Source organism: Cupriavidus sp. GW822-FHT06G04, from assembly GCF_058799075.1.
Genome location: NZ_JBXALD010000008.1, coordinates 183,582 through 202,670 on the forward strand (window position 1 = coordinate 183,582; position 19,089 = coordinate 202,670).

The window sequence follows — 19,089 nt, forward strand, 5'->3', positions numbered from 1 at the left end:
GGCGTCGGCTTTGACAATTGATTGATTGCGGTCTTCGATCCAAAGCCGATAGTCGATTGCCGATAGTCGATATCTCTTTTCGCTCGCCTCACAGCGTTTCCAGAAGAAAGTCGATAAAGGCGCGGACTTTCGCTGGCATATATCTATGGCTTGGATAGACAGCGAACACCGGCTGCACGGGCGGCGCATGTTTGCGCAGCAATTCAACCAATCGCCCGCTAGCCAAATCCTCTCGCACCGTGACTTCGAGTAGCTGCGCGATGCCGGCACCATGGGTGACGGCGGCTAGCGCACCGAGAGGGTGATCGAAAGCCAGGGCAGGGCGAATCGCCACTTCGGAAACGTTCCCGTCGTCCGACCGGAATTCCCACGGCAGGCATCTCCCGGTGTCTGGCATCAGCATGCCAATGCACTGATGGCGCATCAGATCCCCTGGTTCTCGCGGACGGCCGTGCTGGCGCAGGTATTCCGGTGTGGCCACGACCACGCGCCGCACGTTTTCCAGCGGGCGCGCCACCAGGCGGGAATCGGCTACGTTGCCGATGCGCACGGCCATGTCGAAGTCTTGTCGCACGAAATCGACGGCTGCATTGCTCAGCGATACCTCCATGCTGACATGCTCGGAAAAGCGCGCCATGTATTGTGGAATTAACGGGATCAAACGCTTGATGCCGTAGCTGTATGGCAGGCTCACACGCAATATGCCTCTGGGGACTTGCGCGTGGGTGAGCGCCGTTTCAGTTTCGTTGATACGGTCGAGCGCCTGTTGGCAGGAGTCGTAGTAGAGCTGCCCCTCGTCGGTCAGGCGGACGGCCCGCGTCGTGCGTGCGAAGAGCCTGAGTCCAAGCCTGGCTTCCAGCCGTTGGACAGACTTGCTGACCGCAGAAGGCGTCGTGCCGAGGTGGATGGCAGCGGCCGTGAAACTCTGCATTCGCGCCGCGACGCAGAACATTTCCACCGCATCCAGCCGGCTGCCGGTCGATCCCTTCATGTGTATATCCCTTGGTTTGCACCCTTGCTGAAAGAGGGCGATGCGGCGTCCTGATTTTTGCCTGAACGGCACAGATATTATTCCTATTGGCGATTTCAGGGCGCAAGTGGAAAGGTTACTCTCGGGCTCATCAAATTTTGTGACGAGAAACGGAAATATTCCATGGACCTGAATTTGAAGACCCTGACGCGACTCGATCGCGCCGGAGGATGTCCAGCCGGCGTGCGGATCGGGCAAGCGATGATCGGCGCGCTATTCCTGACATCCGGAGCCCTCAAGGCCATCGGCTTTGCAGCCCTGGCAGCCCGGTTGAGCCAAATGGGGCTGCCTTTGGCACCGCTGCTGACGACCCTGGTGATCATCGTGGAGGCCGGTTGCGGCGCTGCATTGATCCTGGCCTGGCAAACGCGGTTGGCCGCCGCCACGCTGGCCGCGTTTGTCGTGCCGGCAACGTTCCTCTTCCACGCGTTCTGGGCTGCCGATGCCGCGAGCTACGGCAACCAGCTCAACCACTTTCTCAAGAACGTGGGCCTGTTCGGCGCATTGCTCGCCATTGCCTGCACGCGGCCTTCCGCCGACCGATCGGCGTGCACCGCGCAAGTTTCACAACCAGAAGGATCTCGATGATGAATGCTCAAACACGCGGCATGGCACTTGGCCTGCTGATTGCAGTCTCCACCGTCACGCTGCCCGCGCTTGCGGCGACCGATAAAAAGCGTGACGCGTTTTCCGATGGCGCAAGGATTGGCGCGCGGGACGTCTTTGCCGATGGCGCCATCCGTCGTCCGGACGTCTTTACCGACGGCACACGCTACGGCGTGGGAGACCTGTTATCCAAGTGCGCATGATGGATCAATCGAAGACGATGGCCATCACGCCGGTCACGCTTGCTGCCCCTGCTCCGACAGCCATGTGAGGAAATCGCGCAGATAGGCAGGCTTGTCGGCATCGCGCGGCAGCAGCCTGAAGTACGTGCTGCCCGGCGCGACGATGTCCGGAAAGGGCAGCGCGATTCTGCCGTCGACTCGATCGACATTCAGCGTCGGGAATGCGCCGATGGCGCATCCAAGACGGTCCACCACCGCCTGCAGCGTGACGAAGAAATGGTCGAAGCGTAGCGTACGCAGCGGGCGAACCGACGCGATGCCGGCATGCTGCAGCCAGTGTTCCCAATCGCCGGGACGGGTCTCGGTGTACAGCCACACCGCCTCGGCCAGATCTTGCACATCGCGCATCGCGCCGTCCTGCCACAGGGCGGGATTGGCGATCACCGTCTGCACCTCGCTGAAGATCGGCTCCACCTCGAACTGGTTTTTCAGGTCGGCGGATCGCCGGATGGCCACGTCGAACGTGCTGTGGAAATTCGATTCGTTGCTGAATGCCGTAGACACGCGCACCTCGACGTCGGGATGCCGCGCGTGGAAGTCGGCCAGCCGCGGAATCAGCCATCGCATCGCGAATGTCGCGGGCGCATTCACCCGGATGATCTTCTGCGCGGCAATCTTGCCGTAGCGCTCCGAAGCCGCGCCGATATGATCGAACGCCGCGCTGATTTCACGCGCGAACGCTTCCGCGTGAATCGTCGCCACCATGCGTTGGCCCTGGCGGACAAACATCGGCTGGCCCAACCAATTTTCAAGGATCTCGATCTGGCGGCTGACCGCGCCGTGCGTAAGATGCAGTTCCCTGGCCGCTGCTGAATAGCTTCCTGCCCGCACGGCCACCTCGAAAATGCGCAGCGCATTGAGTGGCGGTAGCTTATGGGGCATATCGTCCTTACCTGTGAATTTTTCTGACAGAATAGGCGAGATATCGTCGATTGTGTCAAAAAATCTTCCAAATTAAGATCGTCTCACCCCCATTTAGGATGAGACGAACATGAGAAAGGACATTCAGGTCAACGGGCATCGCTACCAGCTTCCGACAGCCCCGACAGTCATCGTGTGTATCGATGGCTGCGAGCAGGAATACATCAATCTCGCCGTGCAGGCTGGCGTGGCGCCTTTTTTCGAAAGCCTGGCCCAGCGCGGCACGGTGCTTAGCGGCGATTGCGTGGTGCCGTCGTTCACCAATCCCAACAACCTCTCCATCGTCACCGGTGTGCCGCCCGCCATCCATGGCATCTGCGGCAACTTCTTCTTCGATACCGAGACGAATGCCGAGGTGCTCATGAACAATGCGCGCTATCTGCGGGCCCCCACCGTGCTGGCTGAGGCTGCACGTGCGGGCGCATCCGTGGCGGTGGTCACTGCCAAGGACAAGCTGCGCGCACTACTGGGCCACCGGCTGGAAGGCATCTGTTTCTCGGCGGAAAAGGCCAATGAGGCCACGCTCGCCGAGAATGGCATCGAAGATGTGCTGGCGAAGGTGGGCGAGCCCCTTCCGTCGGTCTATAGCGCCGACCTGTCGGAATTCGTGTTCGCCGCTGGTGTGTACCTCATGGAGACCACGCGGCCCGACCTGATGTACCTGTCCACCACGGACTACGTCCAGCACAAGTACGCGCCCGGCACTCCCGAAGCGAACGCCTTCTACGCGATGATGGACAGCTACCTGCAGCGGCTCGACGCAATGGGAGCCGTCATCGGCATCACCGCCGACCACGGGATGAATGCCAAGACCGATTCTGTCGGTAAGGCCAACATCCTGTTCCTCCAGGAGTGGCTCGACTCGCGCTTTGGCCATACCGCTGCGCGCGTACTGCTGCCCATCACCGATCCCTATGTGGCCCACCACGGCGCACTCGGCTCGTACGCGACCGTGTACGTTTCGCCCGATGCCGACCTGGCCGCCATCCAGCATGCCATCGCCGCGGTGCCCGGCATCGAGTTGGTCCTCGACAAGGCCCAGGCTGCCGAGCGGTTCGAGCTGCCGCCGGATCGCATCGGCGACCTCGTGGTGGTCAGCGAGCGCCTGACCGTCATCGGCACCACGCCTGCCCGGCATGACCTGAGCGGCCTCGATGCCCCGCTGCGCTCGCATGGTGGCTTGTCTGAGCAGAAGGTGCCGTTGCTGTTCAACCGTGCTGTGGCGGCGCCGACGGGCCAGCGTTTGCGAAACTTCGACATCCTGCGCTTGGCCCTGAACCACGTCAGTTGAGTCTGCCCACCCAGCCGCGCAGTTCGGCGGCAATCTTCATGCCTCTTCGCCGGTCGAACGCGAGCGCTTGAGCACCACGAACGCGCATATCGCTTCGCCGGCCGTGTCGTCGGGGCGTCCTACCACGGCGGCCTCGGCGACGCTGGGGTTCGACACCGGCGGCACGCGATCTCCATCGCGCCCATGCCGTGGTCCGACGCTTTTAGCACGTCGTCAATGCGACCCATGATCGTGAAGCGGCCGGTGTCCTTGTCACGGATCGACCCGTCGCCTTCTCCCAATCCACCTGCAGCGACTCTGCGAAAAAGACACCGGGCACGACCGACTACTGACGTGCGAAACGCTGCCGTCGTCGGCTTCGGAAAACAGGGACCGGCCTCTGGCCGGACTGATGTCGTGGAAATCACGGGAAAGACACGAAAGGGAAGACGCGGGATCAAGTGGCGCCAGAGGGAGAGTTGGCGCGCGGGGAAGTGCGCCGGCGGCAAGGCGATGGCCGCGCCGCCGGCTTGCGCAGGATTACCAGGGCAGCGAGTAGGATTTCGTGTTGCAGAAGCTCTTCATTGCTTCCAGCACACCCTCCTTGTAGCCCAGTCCCGAATCCTTGATGCCACCGAACGGCGTCAACTCCAGGCGATAACCGGGCACCTCGCGCACGTTGACGCTGCCCACCTTCAGTTCGCTGATAAAGCGCGTGATGTAGTCGAGCCGGTTGGTGCACACCGACGAGGACAGCCCATAGGCCGTACCGTTGGAAATGCGGATGGCGTCATCGATGTCCTTGAATCGAATTACCGGAGACACCGGCCCGAACGTCTCGTACTTCACCACTGTCATCTCCGGATCGACGTTGTCCAGCACCGTCGGCGAATACAGCGCGCCGCGCCGCAAATTGCCGTAGCGTAGCCGCGCGCCCGCCGCAATCGCCTCGTTGACCGCCTGTTCAAACTGGATGGCTGCGGCCTCGTCGATCACGGTCCCCATGTCGACATTCGGATCCATCGGATCCCCATAGCGGATCGCCTCGGTCTTGGCCACCAGCAGTTCGACAAATCTGTCGGCCACTGACTCCTGCACCAGCATGCGCTTGATCGCCGTGCAGCGTTGCCCCGAGTTCTTGTAGGAACCGCTCACGGCCAGCGTGGCGGCCTCCTCAAGATCGGCATCCTCCATCACGATGATGGGATCGTTGCCGCCCAGCTCCAGCACCTGTCGTTTATAGATGGCCTTGCTGGCAATGTATTTGCCGATGGACACGCCGCCGGTGAAGGTCACAAGGTCGACGTCGGGATGCGTCAGCATGTCGTCGGCGATCTCTCCTGGATCGCCGGTGATCACGGACAGCATCTGCGGCGGCAGCCCTGCTTCGTAGAGGATGTCAGCGAGCAGGAAAGCCGCGAGCGGCGTTTTCTCGCTTGGTTTGAGCACCATGCGGTTGTTGGTGGCTACTGCCGGCGCCACCTTGTGGATTACCTGGTTGAGCGGGTGATTGAACGGCGTAATCGCGGTGATGACGCCTAACAGAGGCTCGCGCAGCGTATAAACCTTGCGACGCTTGCCATGGTGCGTCAGATCGCATGAGAACACCTGGCCGTCGTCCACGAGCGCCTGGTTGGCGGCGAACAGCAGTACGTCGGACGCGCGGCCCACCTCGTACAGCGAATCCTTCCGGCACAGGCCGGATTCCATCGTGATCGTGCGCGAGATCTCGTCGAGACGCGAAGCGATGATCTCGCCGGCCCGCATCAGGATCTGATATCGCTCGTAGCGCGTCAGTGTTGGCCGGTAGTCGCGGGCGATGCGATAGGCGCGGCGCACGTCGTCGCGCGTGGCCTTGGATACCGTGGCGATGACTTCGCCGGTGTAGGGATAGGTCACCTCGATCACGTCGTCGCGGTAGACCTTTTCGCCCGCGATGCGCAGGGCTTCGTGGCGGAGCGTGGGAATGGGATGCAAAGCGTTCATGGTCGTCGTGCCCGACAGGCGGGACAAGCTCGTGGAAAAACCGGAAGGGATGCCGCGGGGGAGAGGCGCCGGGCAGGGCCGGCGCATGGCTTCTTGCGCTGTGATCAGCGACGGATGAAGGCGGCGATGACTGCGCTGATGACGCAGCTCGTGGCCACGATGGGGAACACCAGCGACGTGTTGCCAGAATGATCCAGCATGCGGCCGATCAGCGGCTCGCCGAGGCCCGCCAGCAAATAGGAGAAGAAATTCAGGATGCCCGTGGCCGTGCCGGCGCGCCGTGCGCCGACCAGGTCCGGACACAGCGCCCAGAACGACGACGCCGGTCCGTAGACGAAGAAGCCGGCCAGGAACAGCGCGCCGATCGCGGTCATGCCCATTGGCAACCGGTACATGATCATCGAGGCAATCGCGCCCAGCACCATGTAGAGCACGATGGCCTTGCTGCGGCTGGACCCGAAAAGTCGATCGGAAATCCAGCCGTTGGACAGCGCGCCAAAGGCCATGCCGACCGGCAGCGCCACCGAGATCCATGCGGGATTGATGAACGTGTCAGCCCGGCTCCAGTCCTTGCCCAGGAAGTGCACGGGCACCCAGACGATCAGGCCGTAGCGCGCCGCGTTCTGAAAACCGATCGAGAGGCCCGCGATCATCAGGCGCGGATTGCTGAGCACCGCCTTGTAGCGTGACCACGAGCTTTCCGATGCGTCGGTCTCTTCGGCGCCAGCGCGGCCGCATCCCGTGTCGGGCGAGCGGAAGCCAAGCTCCTCCGGACGTTCTCTCACGAGCAGGAAGAAGGTGATGCCGCCCACCAACATCAACAGCACGGGCAGCCGGAAGATCCAGCGCCAGTCCAGGTGCAGGATGTTGATTACCAGGATCGAGGTGACGAACGACAGCACCGACGCGCAGCCTGCGGCGAAGACGTAGAAGCCGTAGACCTTGCCGCGCTCGCCCGCGTCCCACCAGTTGGACAGCAGGCGGCTGCCCGGTGCCCAGCCAAGGGCCTGGAAGTATCCATTGATACCCCAGGGAATCGCCAGACTCTTGAAGCCCACCGCAAAGCTGACGACCCAGTTGGCGGCGCACGACAGGATGGCGCCGGCCGTCATCACGCGACGGCCGCCGAACTTGTCGCCGAGATTGCCGTTGATGGCCTGCCCGGCCGCATAGCACCAGAGCAGGCACGTCGACGCCCATCCGAGGACTTCCTTGGACAGCCCGAATTCCTGCTGGATGCCGGGAATGGCGAAGCCGAACGTCTGCCGTCCGGTGTAGAAAAACAGGTAGCAGAACATCGCGGCCAGCAGCATGCGCCACTGCGCGCGCCGGAAAGTCTGCTCCGCAGGGGCAACGAATGTGCCTACCGGCACGCGATCGGCGGTTTCCATGTTTGTCTCCTCACATCATGTTTGGCCCGGCGTGGTTCGCCGGTGCGCTGTTGTGTCGTCAGGCGGCGTACATGGCGCCGATAAAATTCTTGCCGCGTGCGCCATCCATTGCACGGGCGATGATGGCGTCTGCTTCGTCGTTGGTCACCCCGTAGTCTGCAAACTCGGTCTTGACGCCCAAGCCTTGCAGGAAGTCGCGCAATCTGTCCTGCGCGACGGGCAGCGATGGCCCGAACAAGCGTTGCAGCGCACGGTCACGCTCCGGGCAACAGGCCCAGGCTTTTTCCAGCACCATCGGCAGCGTGAACGAGCAGGCGATGCCGTGCGGCAGACCATGGCGCAGCGTCATCTCATAGGAGATCGAATGCGCCAGCGCCGTCTTGGTGTTGGAGAACGCCAGCCCCGCTTTGAGCGCGGCCATGGCCATGCGCTCGCGCAGCATGATGTCGGAGGCGTTGTGGATCAGGGCCGGCAGCGTTTCGAGGATGTCTTCTGCGGCCGAGATCGCGTAGGTATCGGAGATCGGATTGGCATTCACGTTCCAGACCGATTCCAGCGCATGCGAGAGTGCATCGAGCCCCGTGGACACCGTGGTTCCCAGTGGCACCGACAGCATCAGGCTCGGGTCGATGATGGCCGCTTCCGGCCAGGTGGCATCCAGGTGCAACGAGTACTTCTTCTGATTGCGCGCGTCCCAGATTGTGGCCCAGGGCGTCACTTCGCTGCCGGTGCCGGCGGTGGTCGGCACCGCAATCAGCGACTTGACCCGAGCGGGCGTGAATGGCATGCCGGTTGCCAGCAGCCCGACCAGCGAACCAAATTGGCAGTTGGCCGTGCCGACCATCAGCGCTTTGGCGGTATCGATGGCACTTCCACCACCCACGGCGACAATCGCGTCGCACGCGTCCGGGTCTGACCAAAAGCTGTTGTAGAGGCCCTCCAATTGCGCCACGTCGGGGTTGGGCTGGATGTCCTCGATCACCGCAACGAGGTCGGCGCCGAGCAGTGCTTCAAGCCGCGCGACCAACCCCAGTGCGCGAGCCTCCGGGAAAGTCACCACCACTGCACGGCGCCCGCGCAACACTTGCGGAAGCAGTTCAAGGCTACCCGTGCCGCAGTGAATCGAAACCGGGTTGTGGTACGAATGAATCATGGTCTCCTCTCTCTTCTGCTTGTCGTGGACCGCGCGGTGCGCGTCATCCGTTGACAGCAGTGTGGGAGCCGCGAGATATCGCGTCCAATCGCTTTTGGGCGGCTGCGGAAGGCCGAAAACGATAGATCCACGCGCGCCATGGGGAAAACCCTGCATGCACGGCGAGAGGTGCCTGTGGGAGACTCTTCGCTAGACGCCATTCATGAATGGCGCGCCCCGGACCGAGACCCATGTTCCACCAATATTACAAATGGATTCGCTGCTTTCACGCAGTGGCCCGTACCGGAGGATTCACTGCGGCCGCACAGTATCTCCACATCGGCCAACCGACAGTCACGGACCAGGTCAAGGCACTGGAGGAGCGCTTCGGCGTGGAGCTGTTCTATCGGACAGGCCGCACGGTCCTGCTCACCGACAGCGGCGAGCAGCTCTACGGGATCACGCGAGGCTTGTTTGGCCTGGAAGACGAGGCCATGCAGTTCCTGCACAGCGTCCACAAGCTCAAGGCCGGCCTCGTGCGCGTTGGCGGCGTTTCGCCACCGATTGCGCTGGATCTGGCTCGGCGCTTCCGCGGCCGGCACGCGTCGCTGGAACTTAGCGTAAGTATCGGATCAGAAGTGTCCGTGCTGCGTGGCTTGCAGGACTTTGACATCGACGTTGGCATCCTTGCCGAACCGGACCCCGTGGAGGGGCTCCATATCATGCCGTTCCGGCGTGAGCGCATCGTGGCGGTAGTGCCGGACAATCACCGTCTGGCCGGCAGGGCCAGCCTCACCATGGGCGATATCGCCGACGAGGGTGTGATCCTGCGGGAGGCGGGCTCCAAGACACGCAACCACGTAGAGAACGCCGCCGCGCAGAACGGCGTGACGCTGCTGTGTGTCATGGAGATCAATAGCCGCGAGGCCATCCTGCACGCGGTGGCCAGCGGCATCGGCATCAGCTTCGTGACGGAGATCGAGTGCATTCCGCTGCCGGGCATCCGGATTATCCCCGTCGACGAACCGCTGCTGGGCATCGGCTACTCGCTGTGCTGTCTCGAAGTCCGAAAGAAGCGGCCACTTATCGCAGCCGTGTTCGACATGGCGGGCTGAGTCATCGCTATCGCATGGACGGTGGTCATGCCATCAGGCGGCCTGTGAGCAGCATGTATGGACCCGCCGCCTTTTGCACTGCGCCTCAGGAACTCTGGATGCCGCGCTTGCGGATGAATTCGCCCCAGACTTTCGATTCCAACGCCGCACGTTGCTTGATGGCCTCGGACCATCGCGTCGACCTCGGCGGCCACCACGCCAGTCAGCGCTGGTCCCGATCCGCCGCCGCACGCGTTGCCGAAGTCACCCGCGCGGAAAACGAGCTGTCAAAGCCGCGTCCGATTGTGTCAATATCGGACCACTTCATCGTGCGGCTGGCCGGCCATGACTGCTTTCACAGGTGAGCAAGCTCTTCTCGACATTGCGGATCGCTCCGACAAGAACGTTTTCCTGGTGGATGCCGCGGGGGTGATCCAGTACGTCAACCGGCACTGTTCGGCAAGCCTCGGCTATGCCGCGTCCGATCTCGTTGGCGTACGCATGCTGGACCTCGTCGTCCCCGCCGATCGCGTGATGACGATGCGCGAGGCGCAACGGGTGCTTTCCGGCGAGCGTCGCGAAGGCTTCGAGAACCGCTATCGGCATCGCAGTGGCGCAAGCGTTCATTTCCGCTGGTCGGCGCGCTGGCTTGAAACCAATCAGTTGCGATTCGGCGTTGCGCGCGATGTCACGGCCTGGCAGCCGGGGCATGGCGGATTGCTGCTGCCCGAGGCCGTGGTGAACGCACTGGCATCGCCCGAGCGCGACGTATTTTTCCTGTTGCTGACTTCGCTGTCGGAAGTGCAGATTGCCGAGCGGACGGGATTGGCGCGAGACGAAGTGGGACATCGCGTCGCCAGCATCTATCGCAAGCTCCGTGTTTCCGGCCGGCTCGCGCTGTTCAGCCTTTGCCTCGGACGCATCTGAAATCGTCAGCCATTGCGCTTTGGCGGGCCGCGCGCCGTCATCCCCACGGTCTGCAAAGAAAAAACGCCAACCCGGTTGGATTGGCGTCGATATGCTGACCCGGCGCGGCGCCGGGCCGAAGCGTAGGGCAGATATCAGAACTGATTCATCGTGTTGTCCTTGCCCGCCGCCTTCAGGGCGGCTTCGCCGCTGAAGTATTCCTTGTGGTCGTCACCGATGTCCGAACCGGACATGTTCTGGTGCTTGACGCAGGCGATGCCCTGGCGGATTTCCTTGCGCTGCACGCCGGCCACGTAGCCCAGCATGCCCTGGTCGCCGAAGTATTCCTTGGCCAGGTTGTCGGTCGACAGCGCGGCGGTGTGGTACGTCGGCAGCGTGATCAGGTGATGGAAGATGCCGGCTTCACGCGATGCATCGGCCTGGAAGGTGCGGATCTTCTCGTCGGCCAGCTTCGCCAGTTCGCTGTCGTCGTATTCCACGCTCATCAGTTGGCCGCGCTCGTATGCCGACACGTCCTTGCCTGCGGCCTTCATCGCGTCATAGGCCTGCTGGCGGAAATTCAGCGTCCAGTTGAACGACGGGCTGTTGTTGTACACCAGCTTGGCGTTCGGGATGACCTTGCGGATCTCGCTGACCATGCCGCCGATCTGGGCGATATGCGGTTTTTCGGTTTCGATCCACAGCAGGTCGGCGCCGTTCTGCAGCGCGGTCACGCAGTCCAGCACGCAACGCGCTTCGCCCGTGCCGGCGCGGAACTGGAACAGGTTGCTCGGCAGGCGCTTGGGGCGCAGCAGCTTGCCGTCGCGCTTGATGATCACGTCACCGTTGCCGAGCTGGTCGGCCGACAGTTCCTCGCAGTCGAGGAACGAGTTGTACTGGTCGCCCAGGTCGCCCGGGGTGTTGGTCACGGCGATCTGCTTGGTCAGGCCGGCGCCCAGCGAATCGGTACGGGCCACGATGATGCCGTCGTCCACGCCCAGTTCCAGGAAGGCGTAGCGGATGGCGCGGATCTTGGCCAGGAAGTCCTCGTGCGGCACGGTGACCTTGCCGTCCTGGTGGCCGCACTGCTTCTCGTCGGACACCTGGTTCTCGATCTGGATGCAGCATGCGCCGGCTTCGATGAACTGCTTGGCCAGCAGGTAGGTTGCCTCGGCGTTGCCGAAGCCCGCGTCGATGTCCGCGATGATGGGCACCACGTGCGTCACGTGGTTGTCGATCTTTTCCTGGATGGCGGCCTTGGCTGCGCCGGTGGCGGCGTCCAGTTCGCGGAACAGACCGCCCAGTTCACGGGCGTCGGCCTGGCGCAGGAAGGTGTACAGCTCGCGGATCAGCGCGCTGACCGAAGTCTTTTCGTGCATCGACTGGTCCGGCAGCGGGCCGAACTCGGAACGCAGCGCGGCAACCATCCAGCCGGACAGGTACAGGTAGCGGCGTTCGGTGCTCTTGAAGTGCTTCTTGATGGAAATCATCTTCTGCTGGCCGATGAAGCCGTGCCAGCATCCCAGCGACTGGGTGTACTTGGTCGGATCCGCATCGTACGCAGCCATGTCGGCGCGCATGATCTTGGCGGTGTACTTGGCGATGTCCAGGCCCGTCTTGAACTTGTTCTGGGCACGCATGCGCGCGGCGTACTCGGGGTTGATCGCATTCCACGCGCTGCCGTGTTGCTCTTTCAAACCGGCAACTGCCTTGATGTCGTCTTGATACTGGGCCATGGGAAATTCCTAAGAAAAAAGCACGTTTAACAAAGGTTGCGTGTGCCGCCAGGAGGCGCCGAAGCGAAGCAGCGTGGAAAAGATTGTATGGCCCTTTTGCTGTGGTGCACCCAAGTCTTATATAAGATATAAGAGTAAATTTATCGTTATGATTCAATGGGATAGGTTGTTGATTTCGTGATGTGGAACGATTTTTCAGGCAGCGGAAGGGCGACGCGCGCGATTTTCTGGCGAAATTTCGCAATGTGAAAGGTGCTTTCAGGATCGGGGAAAGCGGCCGTCGCGGCGTCAGTAATGACCCGGCTGGCACGCCTGGTCGATTCCTGTGGCACTCTCTGGGGCCGCGCCTATCCGGCGCACTTTCACCCACAGCGCCATGCCAAGACATCCAGCGTGCGCACGCCCCGACTGGGTGGTGCGCGCTCAGCCGGTAGACGGCATCGAGCGCATCGAGGCGTGGTTCCAGGGCAACGCCTACGCGATGCATCGGCACGATACGTACGCGATCGGCCGCACGCTGGCCGGCGTGCAGCGTTTCAACTATCGGCACAGCCGGCGCGACAGCCTGCCCGGCAACACCATCGTGCTGCACCCCGACGAGCCGCATGACGGTCAGGCCGGTACGGGCGAGGGCTTTCGCTACCGCATGGTCTATGTGGAACCGGCGTTGTTGCAGGACGCACTCGGTGGGCGCGCGCTACCGTTCGTCGAAGGCGGCGTGACCACCGATGTGCGGATGGCGGCGGCCACGGAAACCCTGCTGCAGCGCGTCGGCCACACATTCGAGCCGCTTGAACAGAGCGACGCGCTGGCGGAACTGGCACACGCGCTGGCTGCGGTGTCGGGCATGCCGGCCGTCCGGGGCCGCGCGTCGGGGCAGGGCGATTACTTCGCGGCGCGCCGGGCGCGCGATTTCCTGCACGCCAATGTCACGCGCGTGGTGGCCCTGGAAGAACTCGAAAACGCCACCGGCCGCGACCGCTGGAGCCTTTCGCACGATTTCCGCACGTTCTACGGCACGAGTCCCTATCGTTATCTGACCATGCGCCGGCTGGACGTGGTGCGGCGCCTGTTGCTGACGGGCGCGTCGCTGGCGGACGCGGCGGCCGGCGCCGGTTTTGCCGACCAGAGCCACATGACGCGCCATTTCCTGAAGACCTTCGGTCTCACGCCGGGCCGCTGGAAGCAGATCGCTGCCAACGCGCCGCGCGCCTGAACCCGGTCCGCCCACGATCGTTCAATACCGCGCGCCGCCGGCGATCTATCCTGCAGGACACGTCAACCCCACCGGAGACAACGATGTCCGCATCCCCCCGTTCAACCGCCGCCCCCGCGTCGCGCGGCCAATGCCAGGCCATCGACATGGCGGCCAAGATCGACCTGATCGACGGCCATTGGCAGCCGCGCGTGGTGGCCGAGATGAACGACTACCAGTTCAAGGTGGTCAAGCTCGAAGGCGATTTCATCTGGCACAAGCACGACGAGACCGACGAGACGTTCATCGTGCTGGACGGAGAATTGCGGATCGATGTGCGCGGCGGTCCATCCGGCGACGGCTCGATCATGCTGCGCGCTGGCCAGATGGCCGTCGTCCCCCGGGGTGTCGAGCACAAGCCCTGCGCCGCGCGCGAGGTCAAGGTGCTGCTGATCGAGCCTCGCGGCGTGGCCAATACCGGCGACGGCGCGACGAGCGAGCGCACTGTCGCAAACGACCAGTGGATCTAGCCGCCTGACGCCTGACGTTCGGCGCGCGGGCGGCGTCTGGCGGCTCGCCCACGCGCCGGTCACGGTGCCCGGCTTCGTTGGACAGGGAACGAGCGCCGGCCAGTCCACCGCGTTGTATCGGAAATATCGGAAAGCGTGTTGAAAAACGTACATTTCCGGTAGAATGTCGAGAATGATTCTCGTTTATAAGTCGTGACCGCAGCATGGACGGCCGCCCCAGCATCCTGATCGTCGACGATCACCAGGACATCCGCGATCCCCTTTCCACCTATATCCGCCGCTTCGATTTCGATGTGGAAGCGGTCGGCGACGGCAAGGCGATGCGTCAGCGCCTGGAGGCGCGGCGCTTCAGCCTGATCGTGCTCGACATCATGCTGCCTGGCGAGGACGGCCTGTCGCTCTGCCGCTCGGTAACCGAGCGGGTGGGAACGCCGGTCATCCTGCTGACGGCGATGGCGGATCAGGCCGACCGCATCGCCGGATTGGAGATTGGCGCCGCCGACTATGTCGTCAAGCCGTTCGATCCGCGCGAACTGGTGGCAAGGATCCGCAGCGTGCTGCGGCGCAATCGTCCGCCCGAGCCGCGCGAGCCGATCGAAGTGCCGGCGCAGCCCGAATACCGCTTCAGCTTCAACGGCTGGGCGTTCGATACCAGAACGCGCCAGCTGTGCAGTCCCACCAACGAGAACGTGCCGATCAGTACCGCGGAGTTTCATCTGCTGCGCGCGCTGGTCGAAAACCCCAACCGTGTGCTGAGCCGCAGCCAGTTGCTCGATCTGACGCAACGTTCCGAAACCGTGACCTTCGACCGCAGCATCGACAGCCAGGTCAGCCGGCTGCGCAAGAAGCTGGAACCCGATCCGCGTCGGCCCAACATGCTGAAGACGGTGCGCGGCGACGGCTATCTGCTGGCCACGCGCGTCTCGGTCGAACACGCATGAGGTGGGCGCCGCGCACCCTGTCGGGCCAACTGGTTGCGCTGTGGCTGCTGGCGATGGTGGCCGCGCATGTGATCGCGGTGCTCGTGCTGTCGTGGTGGCGCGCGGAAAACGTCACGATCCATCCGCTGGCGGTGCGCTCGATTGAATCGCGCGTGCTGTCGGCCTATCGACTGGCCGCGCGATCGCCCGACGCGCCCGCGCTGCTGGAAGACCTGAGCCTGCCCGACTCCGCATTCCGGTTGGCCGATCGGGCGCTGCCGCTCAAGCCGGACGCGATGGGCACTGTGGAACATGGCATCGCCCAGCGCTTGCGCGGCATGCTGAATCTTTCCGCGCACGCTTCCGTGAACGTGCAGTTGCAGCAGGACGACGCAAGACCGCGTTCCGGGCACGCAACGAACTGGCTGGAAACGGCGCTGGGCGGCGCCAGTGCGTGGGCGCTCGACATCGATATCCAGTTGCCGGACGGCCGCTGGCTGCAGAGCCGGCATTGGCCGACTACGCTGCCGGCGCACTGGTCGCGCGTGCTCAGCTTTTCGCTGCTGGTGGGCATGCTGCCCACGGCCCTCATCGCGCTGCTGTTCGGCCGCCGGATCATGCGGCCGCTCAAGCTGCTGACCGCGGCGTCGCAGCGCGTGAGCCGCGGCGAACAGGTCATTCTTCCGCCGCCGGACCGTCTCAGTGGCGTGCGCGAGATCACGCAGGCCTTTAACGACATGCAGGAAAACCTGGTGCGCTTCGTCAACGGACGCACGCAGATGCTGGCCGCCATCGGCCACGACCTGCGCACGCCGCTGACGTCGCTGCGCATCCGTGCGGAGCTGATCGAAGACGAAGCGCTGCGCAACGCCATGGTGCGGACCATCGACGACATGAGCGTGATGGTCGAGGAGACCCTGCGCTTCGTGCGCGACGACGCATTGCGCGAGCCCACCCAGGAAGTGAACGTCGCCGCGCTGGTGCAGGAGATCGTCGACCAGCAGACGATCCAGGGCCGCAGCATCGCCTGCACGCTGCAGATCGATCCGGCCATGAGCTATCGCTGTCGGCCCGTTCACCTGAAACGCGGCCTGAACAATCTGCTCGACAACGCCGCGCGCTACGGCGAAGTACGTCTGGGTGTCCTGGCCGACAAGGCGCGCCGCGTGCTGCGTATCGAAGTGCAGGACCACGGCCCGGGTATCGACCCCGCGCAGTTGCAGCGCGTGTTCGAGCCCTTCACGCGGCTGGACGCCGCGCGCAGCGCACACACGGGCGGTCTGGGGCTGGGCCTGGCCATCGCGCGCTCATGCATTCGCGCCCATGGCGGCGACATCGCGCTGCACAACTGCGCCGAGGGCGGCCTGCGCGCAGTGATCGAACTGCCCAACTAGGCGCCTGCCGCCGCTATCCGATATCGACCGATGTCCGGGCGGCCGGCTTCGGACCGCCGTCACTCTTCCTCCCGTCACACCAAGCCGTGCCCGGCAACCGTTTGCAGTCAACGTCGACCGGCGCAGACCGGCTGGCGATTGTGGCGAAATCGTTCAGCGCGTCGTGGGTTTGCCACATTTCGCCACAAACGAACATAACCGCACAACATCAAATAGTAATCATTCTCATTTTGACGGGTGCTGATGCCTGCCGTGCGGCAGCGTCGGAATACAGCGTTTGCCTCTGACGGGGAGGAAAGCAAGTGTGTCCAGCGAAAAGGCTCGGCGGCACGTCATGACCGATCGTCCTTATCTCTGGAGCCTTTCGTGCAACAACGAAAAATCGCCAACGCCATCCGCCTGCTGGTCTCAGGCGCATCCGCAGGTCTCGTGATTTCCGCCTCGGCGCTGCCGCTGGTCGCCCATGCGCAGGCCGCGCCAGGGGCCGACGCACCCGCCGGCACCGGCCCGGCAGCAGGCAAGCGCACCGGCGCGCTGCCGCAGGTCACCGTCACGGGCCGCGCCAGCGAGAACACCAACGATATGCCGCTCGGCATTTCGCGCCTGCCCGCCACCGTCAAGGAGACGCCGAAGACGATCAACGTGGTGCCGCAGGAAGTCATCGAGCAGCAGCACGCCACATCGCTGGAACAGATTCTGCGCAACGTGCCGGGCATCACGATTTCAACCGGCGAGGGCAACGGCGGCCAGAATGGCGATCAGTTCCGTATTCGCGGCTTGTCCGCCAAGGGCGACATCTATGTCGACGGCCTGCGCGATTTCGGCGCATACAAGCGCGATGCCTTCAACACCGAAAGCGTCGAAGTCATCAAGGGCCCGTCCGGCGAGAGCTTTGGCGTCGGCAATATCGGCGGCCTGATCAACCAGACCACCAAGAAAGCCAACCTCAACACCAGCACCAGCATCGACCAGGGCTTTGGCTCGGACGCCACGTACCGCACCACGCTGGACAGCAACTTCCGCCTTAACGACACGTCGGCGCTGCGCGTCAACGGCCTGTTCCAGAACGGCCGCGTGGCCGATCGCGACCATGTTGACGACGACCGCCGCGGCATCGCGATCGATTTCGGCACGGGCCTTGGCACCGGCACGGAATGGCACCTGAATTATTCGTACCTGCACCGCAGCGGCGCGCCCGACTTCGGCGTGCCGCTGGCGCAGGGCGGCGACGGCATCCTGCGTCCGCTGACCGGCTACGGTGTGCCGGGCATCCGTTCGTCCACGTCCTATGTGCGCAACACCGACCGCGACACGACCGATGCGCATATCGTGTCGTCGAACTTCATGACCAAGCTCGACAATGGCATCACCATCAGCAACGACACGCGCTTCAGCTTCTACGAGCGCGATTTCTCGTCGACCAACCCCGGCTCGCTGACGTACGCCAATCTGCAATCGCTGCTGGCCGGTCGCAACGTGGCACTGCCGTATGGCGCCGGTGGCGGCACGACATACCTGCAGCGTGGCTGGGGCATCCAGAATGTGCTCAGCGCCAAGGGCGAGTTCATGACCGGCAGCTTCCGCCACAAGGCCATGGTGGGGCTCGATACGATCTATCAGCGCGACCACCGCGACCAGGGCACTTGGACCGGCCGCAACAACAACCAGACCGTGGTCAACCCGGTGTTCTACAACAGTCCCAACGCCAGCGTGTCGTACACCGGCACGCGCGACGCCAACGCCACCGACATCGGCGTGTTCCTGAACGACCGCGTCTGGCTGACCGAGCAGATCTCGTTGCTGGGCAGCCTGCGCTGGGACTACTTCCGCAGCGAATACGCCACCAGCGCGTCATCGCTGGGCGGCGCCGCCGATTCGAAGAAGCTGAGCCCGGCCATCAGCGCGATCTGGGAGCCGACCAAGGACTACATGTTCTACACGTCGTTCTCGCGCACCTATCGCCCGGTCGGCACCGACATCGCCGTGGCCGTCGGCGGTGTGGCATCGGAAGTGCCGCAGAATGGCGTCAACGCAGAGCCGGAACGCGCAGATACGATCGAAGTGGGCGCCAAGCTCGATTTCCTGGACAAGCGACTGGGCCTGACCGGCGCGCTGTTCCAGACCAAGAAGACCAACGCCTACACCGTCGATCCGATCACGGGCGACATCACGAACGGCTTTTCCGATTCCGGCGAGGGCCGTCGCATCCGCGGGCTGGAACTGGGCCTGAGCGGCCGCATCGTCGGCGGCTGGACCGCGAACGTCGCCTATGCGTATCTCAGTGGCGAAGTCACATCGGCGAGCACTGCGTCGATCGTGGGCAACGCGGCGCCGGGCGTTTCGCGCCACAACGTCACGCTATGGACCGCGTATGACATTCCGCACACGCTGCTGCCGGTGCCGGGCCAGCTGACCATCGGCGGTGGTCTGCAATACGCCACCGGTTACTGGGCCGATTCGGCCAACACCGCGAAGATGCCGGACAACTTCTCGCTGGACGCGATGATCGCGTACAAGCAGGGCAAGTACCGCATCTCACTGAACGGCTACAACCTCACCAACCACCTGAACTACCAGTCGTCGTTCGGTGCCGTGCGTGCGGTGCCCACCTCGCGCAGGACCGTGTTGCTCAACGTCGGCATGACGTTCTGAGCCACACCTGACCGGTCCGGCCGGGCGGGGCGCCAGCCGATGCGTTGGCGCGCTGCCCGCCCGGCCAGCCGCTACAATCGCGCA

General features: G+C 63.6%; 16 protein-coding genes and 1 pseudogene. 10 read left to right on the forward strand and 7 right to left on the reverse strand.

Features of this window, described 5'->3' with window-relative positions; all coding sequences use genetic code 11:
• Positions 1 to 88: 88 nt before the first annotated feature.
• Complete coding sequence (locus tag AC1RKI_RS19130; protein WP_061957383.1) at positions 89 to 991, reverse strand: LysR family transcriptional regulator; 903 nt, start codon at positions 989 to 991, stop codon at positions 89 to 91.
• A 162-nt stretch (positions 992 to 1,153) separates the two neighbouring features.
• Here AC1RKI_RS19130 and AC1RKI_RS19135 point away from each other — a divergent pair, with 162 nt between their 5' ends.
• Positions 1,154 to 1,618 (forward strand): DoxX family protein, encoded by a 465-nt coding sequence (locus tag AC1RKI_RS19135; RefSeq protein ID WP_492796605.1) that lies wholly within the window; start codon positions 1,154 to 1,156, stop codon positions 1,616 to 1,618.
• On the forward strand, positions 1,618 to 1,839 hold the full coding sequence (locus AC1RKI_RS19140) for a hypothetical protein (protein ID WP_492796607.1): 222 nt from the start codon (positions 1,618 to 1,620) through the stop codon (positions 1,837 to 1,839). The genes AC1RKI_RS19135 and AC1RKI_RS19140 overlap by 1 nt, the downstream gene beginning before the upstream one ends.
• 33 nt (positions 1,840 to 1,872) lie before the next feature.
• Here AC1RKI_RS19140 and AC1RKI_RS19145 read toward each other — a convergent pair whose 3' ends face one another.
• Positions 1,873 to 2,760 (reverse strand): LysR substrate-binding domain-containing protein, encoded by an 888-nt coding sequence (locus tag AC1RKI_RS19145; protein ID WP_492796609.1) that lies wholly within the window; start codon positions 2,758 to 2,760, stop codon positions 1,873 to 1,875.
• A 109-nt stretch (positions 2,761 to 2,869) separates the two neighbouring features.
• On the opposite strand from AC1RKI_RS19145, the gene phnA reads away from it, so the two are divergent.
• Entirely contained in the window at positions 2,870 to 4,090 is a 1,221-nt protein-coding gene (gene phnA, locus AC1RKI_RS19150) for a phosphonoacetate hydrolase (RefSeq protein ID WP_244788563.1), read from the forward strand.
• 1 nt (position 4,091) lies between these two features.
• Here phnA and AC1RKI_RS19155 read toward each other — a convergent pair.
• From AC1RKI_RS19155 to psrA, 4 genes and pseudogenes are all read right to left on the reverse strand, one after another.
• Positions 4,092 to 4,362: pseudogene (locus AC1RKI_RS19155) on the reverse strand (AMP-binding enzyme); the annotation flags it as partial.
• 247 nt (positions 4,363 to 4,609) lie between these two features.
• A complete protein-coding gene (gene phnY, locus AC1RKI_RS19160) occupies positions 4,610 to 6,055 on the reverse strand; it encodes a phosphonoacetaldehyde dehydrogenase (RefSeq protein ID WP_150981566.1) in 1,446 nt (481 codons plus the stop codon).
• 104 nt (positions 6,056 to 6,159) lie between these two features.
• Positions 6,160 to 7,446 (reverse strand): MFS transporter, encoded by a 1,287-nt coding sequence (locus AC1RKI_RS19165; protein WP_244788565.1) that lies wholly within the window; start codon positions 7,444 to 7,446, stop codon positions 6,160 to 6,162.
• A gap of 58 nt (positions 7,447 to 7,504) precedes the next feature.
• Positions 7,505 to 8,599 (reverse strand): iron-containing alcohol dehydrogenase PsrA, encoded by a 1,095-nt coding sequence (psrA, locus tag AC1RKI_RS19170; RefSeq protein WP_244788566.1) that lies wholly within the window; start codon positions 8,597 to 8,599, stop codon positions 7,505 to 7,507.
• Positions 8,600 to 8,829: 230 nt separating this feature from the next.
• Between psrA and AC1RKI_RS19175 the strand changes: the two genes are divergently transcribed.
• Entirely contained in the window at positions 8,830 to 9,693 is an 864-nt protein-coding gene (locus tag AC1RKI_RS19175) for a LysR substrate-binding domain-containing protein (RefSeq protein WP_244788567.1), read from the forward strand.
• Between the two features lie 324 nt (positions 9,694 to 10,017).
• Positions 10,018 to 10,599, forward strand: a complete 582-nt coding sequence (locus tag AC1RKI_RS19180) for a PAS domain S-box protein (RefSeq protein ID WP_061957391.1) — start codon at positions 10,018 to 10,020, stop codon at positions 10,597 to 10,599.
• 134 nt (positions 10,600 to 10,733) lie between these two features.
• Here AC1RKI_RS19180 and AC1RKI_RS19185 read toward each other — a convergent pair whose 3' ends face one another.
• Positions 10,734 to 12,314 carry an isocitrate lyase gene (locus AC1RKI_RS19185; RefSeq protein WP_061957392.1) on the reverse strand — a complete coding sequence of 527 codons (1,581 nt, stop codon included), beginning with the start codon at positions 12,312 to 12,314 and terminating at the stop codon, positions 10,734 to 10,736.
• 376 nt (positions 12,315 to 12,690) lie between these two features.
• Here AC1RKI_RS19185 and AC1RKI_RS19190 point away from each other — a divergent pair, with 376 nt between their 5' ends.
• The 5 genes from AC1RKI_RS19190 to AC1RKI_RS19210 all read left to right on the forward strand — a co-directional run bounded on the left by AC1RKI_RS19190 (position 12,691) and on the right by AC1RKI_RS19210 (position 19,005).
• Complete coding sequence (locus AC1RKI_RS19190) at positions 12,691 to 13,530, forward strand: AraC family transcriptional regulator (RefSeq protein WP_492796613.1); 840 nt, start codon at positions 12,691 to 12,693, stop codon at positions 13,528 to 13,530.
• Positions 13,531 to 13,613: 83 nt separating this feature from the next.
• Positions 13,614 to 14,039, forward strand: a complete 426-nt coding sequence (locus AC1RKI_RS19195; protein ID WP_227460357.1) for a cupin domain-containing protein — start codon at positions 13,614 to 13,616, stop codon at positions 14,037 to 14,039.
• A gap of 203 nt (positions 14,040 to 14,242) precedes the next feature.
• Positions 14,243 to 14,980, forward strand: a complete 738-nt coding sequence (locus tag AC1RKI_RS19200; protein ID WP_061957395.1) for a response regulator — start codon at positions 14,243 to 14,245, stop codon at positions 14,978 to 14,980.
• Positions 14,977 to 16,353, forward strand: coding sequence for an ATP-binding protein (locus tag AC1RKI_RS19205; RefSeq protein WP_492796615.1), 1,377 nt, complete (start codon positions 14,977 to 14,979; stop codon positions 16,351 to 16,353). The genes AC1RKI_RS19200 and AC1RKI_RS19205 overlap by 4 nt, the downstream gene beginning before the upstream one ends.
• Positions 16,354 to 16,719: 366 nt before the next feature.
• Positions 16,720 to 19,005 carry a TonB-dependent receptor gene (locus tag AC1RKI_RS19210; RefSeq protein WP_492796617.1) on the forward strand — a complete coding sequence of 762 codons (2,286 nt, stop codon included), beginning with the start codon at positions 16,720 to 16,722 and terminating at the stop codon, positions 19,003 to 19,005.
• Positions 19,006 to 19,089 lie beyond the last annotated feature (84 nt).